The organism is Cesiribacter andamanensis AMV16, from assembly GCF_000348925.1.
GTDB classification, from domain to species: Bacteria; Bacteroidota; Bacteroidia; order Cytophagales; family Cyclobacteriaceae; genus Cesiribacter; species Cesiribacter andamanensis.
In genome coordinates this window covers 1-16,824 of the sequence record NZ_AODQ01000048.1, presented here as the reverse complement: position 1 = coordinate 16,824, position 16,824 = coordinate 1, and the positions used below count along the sequence as shown (strand labels likewise).

Annotated in this window: 13 protein-coding genes; 4 read left to right on the top strand and 9 right to left on the bottom strand. The window is 57.6% G+C overall.

Going from position 1 to position 16,824, the window contains the following annotated elements; all coding sequences use genetic code 11:
- Positions 1 to 16 precede the first annotated feature (16 nt).
- The 7 genes from ADICEAN_RS10325 to ADICEAN_RS10295 all read right to left on the bottom strand — a co-directional run bounded on the left by ADICEAN_RS10325 (position 17) and on the right by ADICEAN_RS10295 (position 10,673).
- A complete protein-coding gene (locus tag ADICEAN_RS10325) occupies positions 17 to 679 on the bottom strand; it encodes a DUF3347 domain-containing protein (RefSeq protein WP_083879713.1) in 663 nt (220 codons plus the stop codon).
- Between the two features lie 169 nt (positions 680 to 848).
- Positions 849 to 2,615, bottom strand: coding sequence for an efflux RND transporter periplasmic adaptor subunit (locus ADICEAN_RS10320; protein ID WP_009195530.1), 1,767 nt, complete (start codon positions 2,613 to 2,615; stop codon positions 849 to 851).
- Entirely contained in the window at positions 2,602 to 3,816 is a 1,215-nt protein-coding gene (locus ADICEAN_RS10315) for a TolC family protein (protein ID WP_009195529.1), read from the bottom strand. The genes ADICEAN_RS10320 and ADICEAN_RS10315 overlap by 14 nt, the downstream gene beginning before the upstream one ends.
- A complete protein-coding gene (locus ADICEAN_RS10310) occupies positions 3,813 to 7,571 on the bottom strand; it encodes an efflux RND transporter permease subunit (RefSeq protein ID WP_009195528.1) in 3,759 nt (1,252 codons plus the stop codon). Before ADICEAN_RS10310 ends, ADICEAN_RS10315 begins: the two co-directional genes overlap by 4 nt.
- Positions 7,572 to 7,655: 84 nt before the next feature.
- Positions 7,656 to 8,045, bottom strand: coding sequence for an HYC_CC_PP family protein (locus tag ADICEAN_RS21130; RefSeq protein WP_009195527.1), 390 nt, complete (start codon positions 8,043 to 8,045; stop codon positions 7,656 to 7,658).
- A gap of 175 nt (positions 8,046 to 8,220) precedes the next feature.
- Positions 8,221 to 9,243 (bottom strand): 4-hydroxythreonine-4-phosphate dehydrogenase PdxA, encoded by a 1,023-nt coding sequence (gene pdxA, locus ADICEAN_RS10300; RefSeq protein ID WP_009195526.1) that lies wholly within the window; start codon positions 9,241 to 9,243, stop codon positions 8,221 to 8,223.
- Complete coding sequence (locus tag ADICEAN_RS10295; protein WP_009195525.1) at positions 9,240 to 10,673, bottom strand: leucyl aminopeptidase family protein; 1,434 nt, start codon at positions 10,671 to 10,673, stop codon at positions 9,240 to 9,242. Before ADICEAN_RS10295 ends, pdxA begins: the two co-directional genes overlap by 4 nt.
- A gap of 56 nt (positions 10,674 to 10,729) precedes the next feature.
- On the opposite strand from ADICEAN_RS10295, the gene rsmA reads away from it, so the two are divergent.
- The 4 genes from rsmA (at position 10,730) to ADICEAN_RS10275 (ending at position 14,895) form a co-directional block, all read left to right on the top strand.
- Entirely contained in the window at positions 10,730 to 11,521 is a 792-nt protein-coding gene (rsmA, locus tag ADICEAN_RS10290) for a 16S rRNA (adenine(1518)-N(6)/adenine(1519)-N(6))-dimethyltransferase RsmA (RefSeq protein WP_009195524.1), read from the top strand.
- Between the two features lie 15 nt (positions 11,522 to 11,536).
- On the top strand, positions 11,537 to 12,913 hold the full coding sequence (gene mgtE / locus ADICEAN_RS10285) for a magnesium transporter (RefSeq protein WP_009195523.1): 1,377 nt from the start codon (positions 11,537 to 11,539) through the stop codon (positions 12,911 to 12,913).
- A 152-nt stretch (positions 12,914 to 13,065) separates the two neighbouring features.
- Positions 13,066 to 14,022, top strand: a complete 957-nt coding sequence (locus ADICEAN_RS10280) for an NAD(P)-dependent oxidoreductase (RefSeq protein ID WP_009195522.1) — start codon at positions 13,066 to 13,068, stop codon at positions 14,020 to 14,022.
- 30 nt (positions 14,023 to 14,052) lie between these two features.
- A complete protein-coding gene (locus ADICEAN_RS10275; protein ID WP_009195521.1) occupies positions 14,053 to 14,895 on the top strand; it encodes a pentapeptide repeat-containing protein in 843 nt (280 codons plus the stop codon).
- 30 nt (positions 14,896 to 14,925) lie between these two features.
- Here ADICEAN_RS10275 and ADICEAN_RS10270 read toward each other — a convergent pair whose 3' ends face one another.
- On the bottom strand, positions 14,926 to 16,344 hold the full coding sequence (locus ADICEAN_RS10270) for a sensor histidine kinase (RefSeq protein WP_009195520.1): 1,419 nt from the start codon (positions 16,342 to 16,344) through the stop codon (positions 14,926 to 14,928).
- A gap of 4 nt (positions 16,345 to 16,348) precedes the next feature.
- Positions 16,349 to 16,824 (bottom strand): HNH endonuclease (locus ADICEAN_RS10265; RefSeq protein ID WP_040396670.1); only part of this gene is annotated, 476 nt, incomplete at its 5' end.

Sequence of the window (16,824 nt, the reverse complement as noted above, 5' to 3'; positions counted from 1 at the left end):
GGAGTATAATGGGTGCTTACAGGGTTTCGGTAATCCGGCCGCACTTCAGCATTTTATCGCTAAAGTAGGGATTGCGGATCTCCTGCTCGGCACTAAGCCAGTAACCGCCTTTGTTATTGAAGGCCATGGGGCAATACTGGTAATAGAGGGTGCTGCTGTTGGCTTCAAAGGCTTTGTTGAGCTCATAGATCCGCTTGCTGAGGGTAGCAAAATGATCCCGCTGGTGACTCACCGCCCCTGTACCAATGATGTGCTCGGCATCCTCTTTCAATTCGGATGCTTTGGCGCTGTAGGCTGTCTGTTGCTCTTGGCTGAGCTTGCCGGCATTGAAACTATTCAGCCGGGCAAGCAGCTTCTCGGCAGCGGTTTTAGCAGCGGCCGCATCTCCCTTCACCAGGGCATTCTTGATGCTCAGGTAGGATTCGGTCAGTTGCTGGATGTGCTGCTGCATTTCGGGCGAGGCTTGTTCTACCACGGCTACAGCCTCGGCTTCGATCTGCTCGCTGTGTTCGGCATTGCTCATATTGGCATGGTCTACATCGCTATTGTCATGCTGCAGATGCTGCTGCTCATGCATTGTTTCTGCTGTTTGATGATCAGCATGATCAGTAGAGGTATTGCAGGCCGAAACGCTGATGAGCGTAGCCGCTGTAAGTACTGTGAAAAGGGTTGTTTTCATGACTGAATTGATATGGATAAAGGGTAAGTTGTTTGAGATACGTACTTGGTAAGAAGGAGCGTTGTGGCTGAATCAACGCTGAAGGTGCAAAAATGCTGCCAGGGAGTGTGCTTTGAGTGGTGGTAGGACTCCAAGTCGTACCACCACTTACACCTGTAACCTCCGGAGGTTATAATTCCTCGGTCACTTCGCCGCAGCTGAGCATCATGCTTCCATAATAGGGGTTGCGTATTTCTTTTTCTGCACTAAGCCAGTAGGCTCCCTGGTCATTATTGGCCATGGGGCAAAACTGCAGGTAAAGAGGCTTCTCATTTGCGTCAAATGCTTTGGTTAGGGCAATCATGTTGTTGGATACACCAATGAATTGTTCCCTCATCTGATCCAATTCCTTACCTGCTGCGATGGCCTGTAGCAAGGGCTGTAGCCCCTGGAGCTGCTTTTGCAAATACGCATGGGCAGGCGCGCTCATGCCTGTATGGGGCACTTGATCCAGGGTAGTAAGCAGGCTGGCCGCTTCTTTTTTGGCCGCTGCAGGTCGGGCTTCTACCAGATCGTTTTTTAGCCGCAGGTAAACGGTTAGCATGTTTTGCAGATGCTGGCGCAGGGCAGGGGTGGCCTCCAGCTCAGGCGTGTCGGCCGCAGGGGCTGCCGCAGCTGGCGTGGCGGCAGCGGCCTGGCTGCGGTTCATCATGCTAGTCTTATTGTTGAGCTGGGCGGTGGCATCTACCAGAAAGGCGCCATTCACTACCACCTCCTCGCCCGCCTGCAGGCCTTCCTGCACCAGGTAGCCTCCTGCAGAGGGCGTAAGGCTTACTTCCCGCATCTCATACACGGGGCCTTCGGTCTTGGGGGCTTTTACATATACCACCGAGCGGGTGCCCGTCCAGAGTACAGCCGAGCGGGGCACCAGCAGCACACTGGCCTGGGCCGAAGGGCTACGGCCCGACTGCAGGCTGGCCTGTACCAGCATTTGCGGACGCAGCTCGCCTGTGGGATTGGGCAGCTCAGCCCGGATGCGGGTAGTGCGGCGTTCGGCATTTACCAAGGGGTCGATAAAGGTAACCTTGGCCTGGTAGCTTTTGCCCTGCTGGGGTACGTCTATCTGCAGCAGATCACCTTCCCGGATGGCAGACAGCTGATTTTCATAGGCCTCCAGCTCTACCCACAAGCGGCTGAGGTCGGCAATCTGGTAGAGGGTCTGGCCGGGCATCACATAATCGCCCAGGGCTACGTTGCGCTCGGTCACAATCCCGCTCACATCGGCTACGATCTGGATACGATCAAAGGTGCGGCCTTCCTGCTCAATGCGGCGGATCTGGGCTTCGGAAATGCGGTAGCGGCGCAGCTTCTCCCGGGCGGCCTCCAGCAGTCCTTCGTAGGCTGAACCCAGCTTTGTCGCCTGGATCAGTTCCTGCTGGGCCGTCAGAATCTCGGGCGAATAGACCGACGCCAGCACCTGCCCCTTGCGCACGCTTTCGCCGGTGGTGTTTACCTGCAGCGACTCGATGCGCCCGGGCACATGGGCGGCCTGGCTGTACAGCCGGCTTTCGTCAATGCGCAGCTGGCCGCTCAGCCGAAGGGCACCACCGGCTTCGGAAGGGGGGGCACTGCTGCCCAGTATCAGGGTTTGTACCCCGGCCAGGGCGGCGGCAGAAGGGGAGAGGCGTACCTGGGTAGGGGAGGCGGCCCCTTCGGCATCTTCCCGCATGGGGATCAGTTCCATGCCGCAAAGCGGGCATAGACCCGGCTCGGGCTGGCGGATCTGGGGGTGCATGGAGCAGGTCCAGAGCGTACCGGCTTCGGCGCTATGGTCATGAGGAGCGGCTGTTTCCGAACCCGGACGGTCGGAAAAAAGGAGCCAGGCCAGCACGAGGCCGGCAGCAAAGGCCAGGAGAAGGAACAGGCCGGGGCGTTGGTTTATTTTATCTTTCCACATAATCGGATCCGGTTAAATAGATCAGGTCGGCTTCTGCTTTTTTCAGCATCACCAGGGTTTCCTGCAGGGCAAGCCGCTGCATGAGTAATTCATTTTCTTCTGCCAACAAGGATTCCAGCGAGCTCATGCCGGAGCTCAGCTCGGTGGTCATCTGGCGCAGTACACTGCTTTGCAGCGCCACTTGTTCCTGCAGCAGCTGGCTATAGGCCCAGGCCGATTGCCACTCCTGCAGGGCGCTGTGCAGCTCGCCCTCCAGCTGTCGCTGCGTTTGCTCCTGCAGGCTGGCCAGCACGGCTTCCATGGCCTGACTTTCGCGTACCATGGCCTTGGTGCGGTTGCGGAACAGGGGGATGTCGGCGCTCACCATCGGCATCAGGCCGCTCATGCCGCCGGGCATCAGCATGTACTCCAGGCCTATACCCCATTCGGGCAGGCGCATGCGTTCGTTTACCCGGGTTTGGGCCTGCTGGGCTGCCTCCTGCTGCCGCAGCAACTCCAGCTGGGGATGCTCCTGCAACTCGGTGCGCATCTGCTCCAGGTCCTGGGGGCTAAACAGGGGCAGCAGGGTATCGGCAGTGGTAAGGGGCAGGCGTGCCGGGCGGTTAACCAGCCCATTGAGCCGGGCCTGCAGCGCCTGCTCCTGCGCCTGCAGTTGCAGCAGCTGTTTTTGCAGGTCCAGGATGCGGGCCCGCAGGCGCAGCACCTGCGACATGGGCGCCTGGCCGGCGCTATAGGCTTGTACGGCTACAGGCTCAAGCTGGCGCAGATTGGCCTGCTGTTCGGCCAGGGTACGCATGCCGGCCTGCAGGCCATATAACTCATAGTAGGCCATGCGCACCTCCCGCAGCACATCAGCAGCCATGTTCTGCACCGCGGCTTCGCGGGCCTGGCTGGTAAATTCGGCGGCCTGCGTGCGGTAGCGCAGCACGCCGGGTGGGGGCAGCATCTGGTGTACCGAGAGGCGCATGCGCTCCATGCCCATGGGGGCTTCTACCGGCACCAGCAGGTAGCCGCCCCGGGTCTGCAGCATGGGCAGGCTGCCGGCAACCTCCACGGCAGCCCGGGCGGCCTGCACTTCGCCCTGCTCGGCCCGCAGGCCGGGGTTGCTGGCCAGGGCCTGCTGCAGCAGGGAGTCCAGCGACTGGGCAGGTGCCAGCAACGCAACGGCACTCATCAGCAGAAAGAGAAATAGCGTTTTCATGGCTGTGGCTGGCGTTTAAGTTTTTGCTCGTGATATAGCGTATAGAGCACCGGCACCACAAAAATGGTGAAGGTCTCAAAGACCATTCCGCCAAAGGAGGGGATGGCCATGGGAATCATGATGTCGGACCCCCGGCCCGTAGAGGTCAGGATAGGCAGCAGCGCCAGCAGGGTGGTGGCGGTAGTCATCATGGCGGGGCGCACCCGGCGGCTGCCGGCCGTTACGACCAGTTCATGCAGCTCGGCCCGGGTGCGGGGCGGATTCTCTTTGTGCAGCTGGGTCAGGTAGGTGCCTACCAGCACCCCATCGTCAGTAGCAATGCCAAAGAGGGCGATAAAGCCCACCCATACGGCCACACTCAGGTTAAAGGTGCGCATCTGAAACAGCTCCCGGGCGTTGGTACCAAACAGGCTGAAATCAAAGAACCAGTCCTGCCCCCAGAGCCAGAGCATGATAAAGCCGCCCGCAAAGGCTACGGCTACCCCTGTAAATACCATCAGGCTAAGTGATACCGAGCGAAACTGCAGGTAGAGCAGCAGGAAAATCAGCATCAGGCAAAGAGGTACGATGATGGCCAGCCGCTTTTCGGCCCGCACCTGGTTTTCATACGAACCGGCAAACTCATAGGTAGTACCGGCCGGGATTTCCAGTCTGCCTTCGGCTATGTGGTTCTCAATAAGCCTGCGGGCATCTTCCACAGCGCTTACTTCGGCTACGCCCGGCTGCTTGTCAAAGAGCACATAGCCCACCAGAAAGGTATTCTCACTTTTGATGTCCATGGGGCCCTGCTCATACTCGATGGTGGCCAGCTGGCCCAGCGGAATCTGGCGCCCGCCCGAAGCAGGCACCAGCATGTTCTGGATGGCCTCGGGACTGTCGCGCAACTCCCGCGGGTAGCGGATGCGTACGGCATAGCGCTCCCGGCCCTCTACGGTGCTGGTAATGGGCATACCCCCTACGGCCACCTCCAGGTAGCGGGCCACATCCTGCACGCTGATGCCATAGCGGGCAGCCTGCTGCCGGTCAATGTGTACCTGCATGTAGGGCTTGCCCACAATGCGCTCGGCAAATACGGCTTCGGGTTTTACACTTGGCACCTGCTTCAGGATGCCCTCCAAAGCAATGCCAAACTGCTCGATGGTCTTAAGGTCCGACCCCTTAATCTTGATGCCCATGGGCGCCCGCATGCCGGTCTGCAGCATTACCAGGCGGGTCTCGATGGGCTGCAGTTTAGGAGCCGAGGTGAGGCCCGGCAGGTTGGTGGCAGCTACAATTTCCTGCCAGATATCATCGGTGCTGCGGATGTGGTCCCGCCACTGGCGGAAATACTCCCCCCTGTCGTCGGGGATCAGCCTACCCCCTTCATCCCGCAGGAAATTGCCTTCATCATCTACGGCAAAGCGAATGCGCTCGCCCCGTTCGTTGGTGGCATATTCGCTCTTGTAGTTGATCACATTCTCGTACATGCCCAGGGGGGCAGGGTCCAGGGCAGAGGTAACCCGGCCGGCTTTGCCCACTACCAGGTCTACCTCGGGTATGGCGGCTACGGAAGCATCCAGCATTTGCAGGTACTCCAGGTTTTGCTCAACCCCGGTATGGGGCATGCTGCTGGGCATCAGCAGAAAGGAGCCCTCATCCAGGGCGGGCATAAACTCTTTGCCGGTGCCGGGAAAGGTATGGGCCAGGCTGCTCCAGGGCTTGCTGGTGCGGATGTTCCAGCCCAGGGCATCGGTGCCCTCAGCCACAAAACCAAACAGGCGCGCAAAGCCCACCCAGACCAGCAGGCCCAGCAGTAGCATAAAGGCCGGAATGCTCAAAAAAGCGCCCTTATGCGTAATGGCCCAGCGAATAAGCCGCTCATAGAAGTAGATAACCCCAAAAAAGAACCCCAGTACAGTACCCACGATCAGCAGCACAAACAAGAAGTTGCCGAAACGGCTGTAGGAGGCCCCCAGCGGCAGCCACTCCACACTCAGCAGCCAGGTAACCGCCAGCAGCACCACGGCAAAGGGCAAGCGGCTGGCATAGGCCGCATAGGGCCCCTGGTACAGAATGCGGATGATCTGGGCCAGTCCCAGCAGCACCAGCGCACTGCCTGCCCAGACAAAGCCGGCAACCAGCGCCCAGATGCCGCAAAGCACCACCACCCCATGCAGGAACAGCCGGCTACGACCACTGCCAGAGAATCGTCCATAAAAGTAGTAGGCCAGGGTAGGCAGGATGGTCAGTGCCAGAATGGCCGCAGCCGCCAGCGCAAAGGTTTTGGTGTACGCCAGCGGCCGGAACAGCTTGCCCTCGGCAGCCTGCAGGGTAAAGACGGGAATAAAGCTGATGATGGTGGTGGATACGGCCGTAATCACCGCCCCGGCCACCTCCTGTGTGGCGCGGGTGATCACCTGCAGGCGGGGCTCGTCTTTGGGTGCCCGCTCCAGGTGGATCAGAATATTTTCCACGATGATGATGCCCAGATCTACCATGGTGCCAATGGCAATGGCAATGCCGCTGAGGGCCACAATGTTGGCATCTACCCCCACATAGCGCATGGCGATAAAGGTCATGAGCACCCCCACTGGCAACAGGCTGGAAATGAGCACCGAGGCCCGCAGGTTCAGTACCATAATGATCACCACAATAATGGTAATGATGATCTCCTCGCTCAGAGCCCCCTCCAGCGTACCCAGGGTTTCATGAATAAGGGTGCTGCGGTCGTAAAAGGGCACCAGCGTAAGCTTGCTAATGGTGCCATCGGCCAGGGTCTTTTGCGGAAATCCCCCGCTGATGGTGCTTACCTGCTGCTTGATGTTGTCGATCACCTGCAGGGGGTTGGCGCCGTAGCGGGCTACCACCACACCGCCCACCACCTCGGCCCCCCCTTTGTCCAGAATACCCCGGCGGGTTTCGGGCCCAAAGCTGATGCGGGCTACATCGCGCAGGTAGAGGGGGGTGGCATCGCTCTCCCGTACCAGGGCCTGCTCCAGGTCTTCCAGGTTTTTAAGGTAGCCGATGCCCCGTACGAAGTACTCGGCCTTGTTGATCTCCAGGGTGCCGGCGCCTACATCCAGGTTGCTGTTCTGCACGGCCATCATGATGTCGGTCATGCTGATGCCATACTGCTGCATGGCGGCCGGGTCTACATCTACCTGATATTCTTTTACATGCCCGCCAATGGAGGCCACTTCTGATACTCCCTCTACTGCCGCCAGCGAATAGCGCACATAGAAGTCCTGGAAACTGCGCAGCTCCTGCAGGTCCCAGCCACCGGTGGGCTTGCCCTGGGGGTCCCGCCCCTCCAGGGTGTACCAGAATACCTGCCCAAGGGCGGTGGCATCGGGGCCCAGGGCCGGGGTGGCATCGGGCGGCAGCAGGCCGCTGGGCAGCGCATTGAGCTTTTCCAGCACCCGGCTGCGGCTCCAGTAAAACTCTACTCCCTCCTCAAAGATGATGTAGATGCTGGAGAAGCCAAACATGGAGGTAGAGCGGATGGTCTTTACCCCCGGCATGCCCAGCAGGGTGGTAGTAAGGGGGTAGGTGATCTGGTCTTCCACATCCTGGGGGGAGCGGCCCTCCCATTCGGTGTAGACGATCTGCTGATTTTCGCCAATATCGGGTATGGCATCAACCGGCACCGGATCATTGGGCAGGCCGGCAATGGACCAGCGGAAGGGGGAGGCAATAATGCCCCATCCGATGATCAGCAGCAACAGGATAAGGGTAACTACCCTGTTGTGCAGAAAGAAAGCAACAAAATTATTCATGCGTGTTGACGAGCGCTAGTGAAACCAACAAAAAGGGTATCCGGACTACGGCAGGTAGCGGATCAGAGGGAGGGTTTCAGCAGGCTAAATCAGCAGGGTGCAGAGGCTGGCCAGGTATGGAGAACCGTAGAGGGGGGGTGCCTCGGCAAAAAGGGGGAGGGGGGTAGTGTGTGCTTGCTCCAGCTGCAGGCTTTGGGCAAAGGAAAGAAAAAGCTGGGGGAGGGCAGCAGGCAGCAGAGCAATGGGGGCCGAGAAGTGTGCCTGCTGAAACTCGCCATCGGCCCGAAACTCGGTGGTACTGTTTTCGCAGCAGCCGTTCTTGCCGGCATCGGTACCTTCATCACTGCAACAGCCGCTGTATTTTTCAAGGCCAGTGTTTTGAAGCTCATCGCCACAGTAGTGCTGGTGCAGGGTAACGCCCATGGTGGCCATTACCAGCAGCATGCTCATACAAATGTGGACTAGTTGCTTCATTCAGGTATAGGAACGTTCAAAGATAGAAAAAAATTTGAAAACCTCCTTTTTCTCTTTAAACAGGCTCTTGCACAAAGGTACAGCAGGGCCGGGTGGGGTGCTGTACAGGATTTTGTACCATCTGTATAAAATTTCCTCCGGCTGTGGCAGGGCCCCTCAGCCGGAGGGATAGCCGCTAGGACTTGACCGTTTCTTTCTCTCTGCGCTTGCGGGCAATGTCGCAGGCCAGGTAGAGGGCCTCCCGCATGGAGCTTTCGCTGGCCAGGTTCTGGCCGGCAATGTCGTAGGCGGTGCCATGATCGGGCGAGGTGCGCACAATGGGCAGGCCGGCCGTATAGTTCACCCCCTGCTCAAAGGCCAGGGTCTTGAAGGGAATCAGGCCCTGATCGTGGTACATGGCCAGGATGCCATCAAATTTGTTGTAGGCGCCGCTGCCAAAGAAACCATCGGCCGGAAAGGGGCCAAACACCAGGCGTCCCCTATTTTTGGCATCACCAATCAGGGGGATCAGCACCTCTTCTTCTTCTTTGCCCAGCAGCCCCTCTTCGCCGGCATGAGGGTTGAGGCCCAGCAGGGCTATTCGGGGCTTGTTAATGCCGAAATCCTGCTTCAGGCTGCGCTCCAGGATGTTAAGCTTGAGTTGCACCCGCTCCCGGGTGATGAGGCGGGGCACCTCCTTCAGGGGCACATGGCCGGTGACCACGCCCACCCGCAGATTGCCGCTGCAGAGCAGCATCAGGCTGTCGCGGGTCTCAAAGGCTTTGGTAAAGTACTCCGTATGGCCTGGAAACTTGAAGTCTTCACTCTGGATGTTATGCTTGTTGATGGGGGCGGTTACAATGCCCTCAATGATTCCCCCCTTGAGGTCTTCTACCGCTTTTTGCAGCGCCAGCAGCGCCGCTTTGCCCCCCTCTGGGGTGGACTGGCCCATCTGGATCTCTACGGCATCCTGCCAGCAGTTGATCACATTGATCTGCCCCTGCTCAGGGGTGTTATGCATGTGGTGGTACTGAAAATTATGCATCTTCAGTACCTTGCGGTAATGTCCTACTACCTTGGTAGAGCCATACACAATGGGGGTCATCATGTCCAGCAGGCGGGCATCGGAAAGGGCTTTCATGACCACCTCCGGACCTATCCCATTTATATCGCCCAGGCTAATGCCAATCAGGGGCTTATGAAGCGAGCTTTCGTTCATGCCAGTTTGTAATGATGTTTGATAAAGCGGTACAGCAGGCGCACCCCCACACCGGTGCCGCCTTTGCCGCGGTAGCTGTCGGCCTTTGTCAGGAAAGCCGGGCCCGCTATGTCAAAATGTACCCAGGGGTAGTCGGTGAAATGTTTTAAGAACAGCCCGGCCGTAATGGCGCCCGCATTGGGGCCACCCAGGTTGGTCAGATCGGCAATGGAGCTTTCCAGCTGCTTTTCGTACTCCTCCCAGAGTGGAAACTCTACCAGACGCTCGTAGGTTTGTTCGCCGGCCTGCTTTAATTCCTGCATGATGGCCTCACTGGCCGTACCCATGCAGACGGTTCCCTCCGGCCCAATGGCGCGTGCGGCAGCACCGGTGAGGGTAGCAAAATCCAGCACCAGCTCGGGGCTGTATTTTTTGGCGTAAGAGAGGGCATCGGCCAGGATCAGCCGGCCCTCGGCATCGGTATTGAGGATTTCGACCGTAGTGCCATCGCACATGGTGATCACATCGCCGGGGGTAATGGCTTCTTCGCCGGGCCGGTTGTCGGTGGCGGGGATCAGGCCTACCACCCATACCGGCAGCTTGTTGGCCGCCAGCGCATAGAGGGCCCCGGCTACGGTGGCAGCGCCGCTCATGTCGCTTTTCATCAGGTCCATGCTGCCGGCCGTGGGCTTTAAGCTCAGGCCACCCGTATCATACACCACCCCCTTGCCTACCAGAATAAGGGGCTTGCTGTTTACGGACCCTTCGGGCTTGTATTCCAGTACATTGAAGGTAGGGGGTTGGGTACTCCCGGCATTTACGGCCAGCAGGCCGCCCATTTTCAGGCTCTGGATCTTCCCCTCCTCAAACACCTCTACGGCAAAGCCGGCCTCGCGGCCCAGCCCTTCCAGTTCCCGGCTCAGCTGGGTGGCGGTCAGGTATACCACCGGCTCGTTTATAAGGGTGCGGGCATGCCAGGTGGCGCTTACCAGCTGTTGCAGCTCCCGTACCTGCTCCATGTTTAGCTCACTGCTGATGAGTGTAAGGTCCTGCAGCCGCCAGCTGTCCTGTTTTTTGGTCTTGTATTTATCAAAGCTATAGAGGGAGAGCAGCAAGCCCTCCAGCAACAGCAGTTGCTCCTGGGTTCCGCCGCCCAGCTGCAGGGCCTGCACCTTTTCTTTTTTGAGAAGGCCCGCCAGTTTGTGGCCCGCCTGCCGCCAGGCTTCGTCCTGTTGGGGTGCCTGCTGCTTTTTGGGTGCTTTTACCAGAAAAATCCAGTGGTGGTAGCGGTTTAGGGACAGCACGCCCTCATCGCCCTTCAGCTTCTGGCTTACCCATTGTTGCTCGGCCTCGCTCAGGCCAAGGGGTGAGAAATCGGGCTCCGGAGCCAACAGGTAGACCGTATGTTGGTTCTCCTGTAGAGAAGGGGCAAGGGTTATGGCAGGCTGCATATAAAAAAGTGTAGTTTTGCACACAAATTTATCTAATTCTTCGGGAATACAAATTTATGAAAGAGGAGGGGCAAAAAGTCAGGCCAAAGAAACAGCTGGGGCAGCATTTTCTGCACGATCAGCGCATTGCCCGCAACATTGTGGGGGGGCTAAGCGGCTGGGGCGGCTACCAGCAGGTACTGGAGGTGGGGCCCGGCATGGGGGTGCTTACCCAGTACCTGGTGGCCGATGGTGCCTATGCCCTGCAGGTGGTGGAGCTGGACAGCGAATCGGTTACCTACCTCAATGCGCACTACCCGGCCCTGGAAGGCCGGGTACACTATGGCGATTTTCTGAAGCTGGACCTGCGCAGCCTGATGGGCGAGGCCCCCTTTGCCCTTATCGGTAACTTTCCCTACAACATCAGCAGCCAGATCTTTTTTAAGGTGCTGGAGCACCGCCAGCAGATTCCCGAAGTAGTGGGCATGGTGCAAAAAGAAGTAGCCCAGCGCATTGCCGAGCCGCCCGGCAGCAAAACCTACGGCATTCTGAGCGTACTGCTGCAGGCCTTTTATTCGGTTGAGTACCTCTTTACGGTAGCCCCGGGGGTATTTACCCCGCCGCCCAAGGTGCAATCGGCCGTGCTGCGCTTGCGGCGCAATGAGCGGCAGGCGCTGCCCTGTAACGAAAAGCTCTTTTTTACCGTAGTAAAGCAGGGTTTTAATAACCGCCGCAAGACCTTGCGCAACAGCCTCAAACCGCTAAATTTGCCCAAGTCTGTCCGGGAATGGGATCTTCTGGACAAGCGCGCCGAGCAACTTTCCGTGGATGATTTTATACGCCTGACCCAGGCCATTGAAGCACCTTAACCCTGACCCGCAGCCGTGGAGCAAGAGCAGCCCGATATCACGCAATACGAACTCAACAAGGAGTTTCTGGACCGCCTGCAGCAGGCCGTGCAGGAGCAGGACGAAGCCTTTATCCGGCAAAGCCTGGATGGGGTAAACTCTGCCGATATCAGCACCATCCTGTACGAGCTGGATACCGAGGGCTGCAAGTGGGTGTTTAACCTGATGCCGGTAGAAAAGGGCGCCGAGATCCTGACCGAGCTGGATGAAGACGTACGGCGGGATTTTGTCAAAAGCTTTGAGCCCGAAGAGCTGGTGCCCTACATTGAGGAGATGGACTCCGACGATGCGGTGGACGTGCTCAAGGAACAGCCCGTGCGCCGGCGTGAGGAAGTGATTGCCCGCCTCACCGACCGGGAACAAAGCAAGTACATTGTAGACCTGCTGCATTATGAGGAGGATGTGGCCGGCGGCCTCATGGCCAAAGAGCTCATTAAGGCCAACATCAACTGGACGGTAACCCAGACCATTGAAGAAATTCGCCGCCAGGCCGAGAATGTAAGCAAGATCTACTCGGTTTATGTGGTGAACGATGAGGATATTCTGCTGGGCAAGGTTTCCCTTAAGCGCATGCTGCTGGCCCGGGCCGGCACCAAAATAGCCGACCTCTATGATGATGAGGTGATCTCGGTGCAGACCTTTATGGATGAGGAGGAGGTGGCCCAGATCATGCGCAAGTACGACCTGGATGCTGTGCCGGTAGTCAATGTGCAAAACAAGCTGGTGGGCCGCATCACCATTGACGACGTGGTGGATGTGATCACCGAGCAGGCCGAAGAAGAACGCCAGCTGATGAGCGGTATTTCCGAAGATGTGGAGGAGACCGACTCGGTTTGGCGTATCAGCCGGGCTCGGCTGCCCTGGCTGGTTATTGGCATGGCGGGGGGGCTGGTGGCGGCTACCTTTCTGGGCAATTTTGAGCAGGATATTGAGGTGATCCCAGCCCTGGCCTTTTTTATGCCGCTGGTTACGGCTACGGGGGGGAATGTGGGCATTCAGTCCAGCTCCATCATCCTGCAGAGCCTTGCCAACCCCTCCGTCTTTTCCGAAAGCGTAGGCCGCCGCCTGCTGAAGGTGCTGCTGGTGGCCCTGCTCAACGGGCTGCTGCTGGCAGCTTTTCTGCTGCTGGTGGTTACGCTCATGGGCTATGAGAGCCAGCTGGTGCTGGTGGTATCCATTGCCCTGTTCAATGTGGTGTTGCTGGCGTCGTTTATGGGTACCGTTACCCCCCTGGTACTGGATAAATTCAACATCAATCCCGCCCTGGCCTCGGGGCCCTTTATCACCACAGTCAATGACATACTGGGGCTGGGTGTTTATTTTACGGTGGCGCATCTGCTCTATAATATCTAGGGAGTAGCTACCAGAATAGGGTAAGCAGGAATAGCGCCGGCACAGCTAGTCCTTGGGGGGATTAAGGAATACTACCCATAGAAGTGATTTCACCCTTTTTTCGGGTGCTTTCTGTATCAATTCTATAATTTTACAGCTTTAACTTTTTTGCCATGAGCCCTGCCCGACCCAAGGTGTTGATCATTGACCAGATGCACGAAAGCATTGTGCCGCTGCTGGAAGAAAAGGGGTTTGCCGCCAGCTACCGACCCGATACGCTGGCCGTAGAGGTGCCCCAGATCCTGGAACCCTTTGAGGTGTTGCTGCTGCGCAGCAAGCTGCCCATTACCGAAGAACTGCTGGCCCATGCCCCCAACCTTAAGGTGATTGGCCGGGCCGGGGCTGGCCTGGACCAGATTGATCTGCAGGCCGTGGAGCGCCGGGGCATCGCCCTGCTGCATGCCGCCGAGGGCAACCGCGATGCTGTGGCCGAGCATGCCATGGGCATGCTGCTGTGCCTGCTCAACAAGCTGCACATTGCCGACCGGCAGGTGCGCAAGAGCCAGTGGCTTCGAGAGGCCAACCGGGGCTGGGAGCTGGCCGGCAAAACGGTAGGCATTATTGGCCTGGGCTGCATGGGGCAGGCCTTTGCCCGGCGCCTGGCCGGCTTTGGCTGCCGGGTGCTGGCCTATGATACCAGCCATAAGGGGGTAGGCCTGCCTGGGGTAGAGGAGGTATCGCTACCCGAGCTGCAGGCGCAGGCCGATGTGGTAAGCCTGCACATTCCCCTGACGGAGGCCAACCGGTGCCTTATTAATCAGGAGTACCTGGAGGGATTTAGGAAGAATATAGTGCTGATAAATACCAGCAGGGGAGAGGTGCTGCCCCTGGCCGATCTGGTTGCGGCGCTCAAATCGGGCAAAGTGTGGGCTGCAGCCCTGGATGTATTAGAAAACGAAAAAGTGCAGCAGCTTAGCCCGGCCCAGCAGGCAAATTTTGACTATCTTATTACTAGTGATAGGGTGTTGTTAAGTCCCCATGTAGCGGGCTGGACGTATGAATCCTACGAAAAGATCAATCAGGTACTGGTGCAAAAACTTGCCCGGGTACTTGCTCCTACAGGATTATAAGAAGTCAAAAAAGTAAGTTATCCATCAGTTATGCAGAAAAGCGGCTTTATTGTTAAAATTCAGCAGTTTTTTCTTGAGGTAATCGAGAAGCCTGTGCTCACCTCCTTTCTGGTACTGCTGCTGGTAGCCTCGGTGGTGCTGGGGCTGAGCATGCCCTATTACCTGAGCAATTTTCAGGAGTTCTACATGCAGGTACTGGCCGAGGCCCACGGCATGATCTTCGACATTGCCATCATTGGTATTTTGCTGGTATGGCTGAACAAGCGGGGGGAGGAGCGCCTCCGTATCAAGACCTACAAGGACGAGATCGATGACTTCCGTCTCTGGAAGAGCGAAGAAGCAGCCTTTCGTACGGTAGGTAACATCAAGCGCCTCAACCAGCACAAGATCTACAACATCAACCTGGTAAACTGCTTTCTGGCAAAGACCAACCTGAACTATACCAACCTGAGTGGCTCCAACCTCAACTCGGCCGATATCAGCACCTCCAGCCTGCTGGAGTGTAACCTGAGCAACGCCCGCCTGAACCAGACCAACTTTGAAAACTCTACCCTTAACCAGGCCGACCTCTCGGGCGCCTATGCCAGCGGCACGCTGTTTAAAGATGCCTTTCTGATCAAGACCTGTTTTGATAAGGCCTACCTGATCAAAGCCGACCTGCGGGGGGCTTTTCTGATGGAGGCCAGCCTGAACGGGGCGTATATGACCGGCGCAGATCTTACGGGCGCAAACCTCTACAAAGCCGACCTGCGCAATGCCGTGGGCCTGTCCATGGAGCAGCTGCAGCAGGCACGCACGCTCTACATGGCCCTGCTGGATCCTGAAGTAGAACAAATGGTGCGGGAAAACATGCCGGACCTGCTCGGGAAGTAATATCCCCTAGTAAGGCCTCCTTACGCCCTTTTATGAAGCGGGGTTGAGAGGCAGCAAAATGGTAAAGGTAGTCTGGCCCGGGGCCGATTGCACGCTAATGGTGCCGCCATGCCGCTCAATGATCTTTTTGCTGATGTCCAGCCCTATGCCGCTGCCTTCACCCACCGATTTTGTGGTATAAAAGGGATCAAACACCCGGCTGAGTGCTTCCTGCGGAATTCCGCTGCCGGTATCGCTAATGGCTATTTCAAGGGCTTCTTCTTTCTCCTTTAGCTGAATGCTAAGCGTACCTCCCGGCTCCATGGCGTCCAGCGCATTATCGATCAGGTTAGTCCATACCTGGTTGAGCTCACCCCCATAGACACAGGGATGCGGCAGCTCTGGCGGCGCATCCAGCTTTAGCTCAATCTGCTTTTTTTTCAGCTTGTGGTTGAGCATGATGAGGGTGTTGCGGATACTGGCTTCCAGATCGGTACGCTCCCGCTCGGGGCTACGGTCCATGTGCGAGTAGCCTTTTACGGCCCCCACCAGGCTGGAGATACGGCGGGTACTTTCAATAATCTCTGAAACCAATTTATTGCTGAGCAGAATGCTGGAGAGCCATACCAGCACTGCAGCTGTACGGTCCTGCCCGGTTTGTTGGCTCAGCTGTTGCAGCTCTTCCAGACCAATCTGATGGGAACTAAAGGTCTCGGCCAGGGCAAAGGGGTCTTCAAGGCCCAAGCCTTCCAGCCACTCGGCCAGCTCGTCTTCCTGAGCGCTGCGCTCCAGCAGGCTCAGGGAGCGGCTTCCTTTGCGCTCCAGTTTGGAAAACAGCAGGCTGGTAATGGCCTGGGCCTGTTCGGGGCTAAGCTGTATGAGCATCAGGTCCCTGAACTTTTCGGGTACCAGGCGCAGCTGTTCTCTCAGCTCGTCGGCTGCACGGGCGGCGGCAGCGGCGGGGTTGTTGAGCTCATGGTGCAGTCCGGCCGACAGCCGGCCCAGGGCAGCCAGTTTTTCGGTTTGCTGCTGGGTATGGGTGAATTCCCGTACCCGGCTGGTCATGACGTGCACCAGGGCCTCGGTAAGCTCCGGGTAGGTGCGCACCATTTCCTGAAAATGGGATTTATTCAGCAGCAGTACGGCGGCCTTGTCTCTGGCCAGGCCGCTGGCTATGGCATTGGTAGCGCGGGAATAGGGGAGAGCACCGCTGATATCGCCAGCCTGCAGCTCGCTGATGGTGCGGTACTCACCCTTTTGTTCCAGCCGAAACTGAAGCGTGCCCTCCAGCACAACAATTAGCTGTTGTATTGGGTCGCCCTTTTCAAACAGATGTTCTCCTGCACGCAGCCGGCGCACGGCTCCCTGGCTGGCCAGCCAGCCAAGCTGCTCAGGGGGTACCTGCTGCAAATGCTCGCTTTGCGCCAGTTGGTTTACCAGTGTGTGCTGTGAGGGTGCAGGCTCCGGCACTGCCTTATATCGTTACATGGCCCCAGTTTTCGCCGCTGCGGATCCGGTTCAGCTGCGTGTGGGTGATCCCAAATCGTTTGGCAATCATGCTCAGGCGGGTCTTTTCAGACTTCAGGAGCTTTTTAATGATGCGTACGTCGGGTTCGGTAAGTTTGTAGCCGGTGGTACGGCTGCGCAGTACTTCCGGGTTTTTATTGTTATGCGTAACGAGTTCTTCCTCCGTAGCCCAGCGTAAATTGTGGGTCTTATTGTTTTCCTTGTTGTAGTCCAGGTGGATTACATAGTACTGATCGGGGGAGTCTTTATCGATAAACGTTTCAGCTACAAGTCGGTGTACATAAAACTGCCGGACGATCTTTCCGCCAAACTTTACAGTGATCGACTTATAGCCTCCCACATTGCCTCCTCTGATAATCCTGCCGCTTTTTTTATCTATTGCATAACTTTTTACCCTGCCGTGGGTAGAAACTTCATACTTAG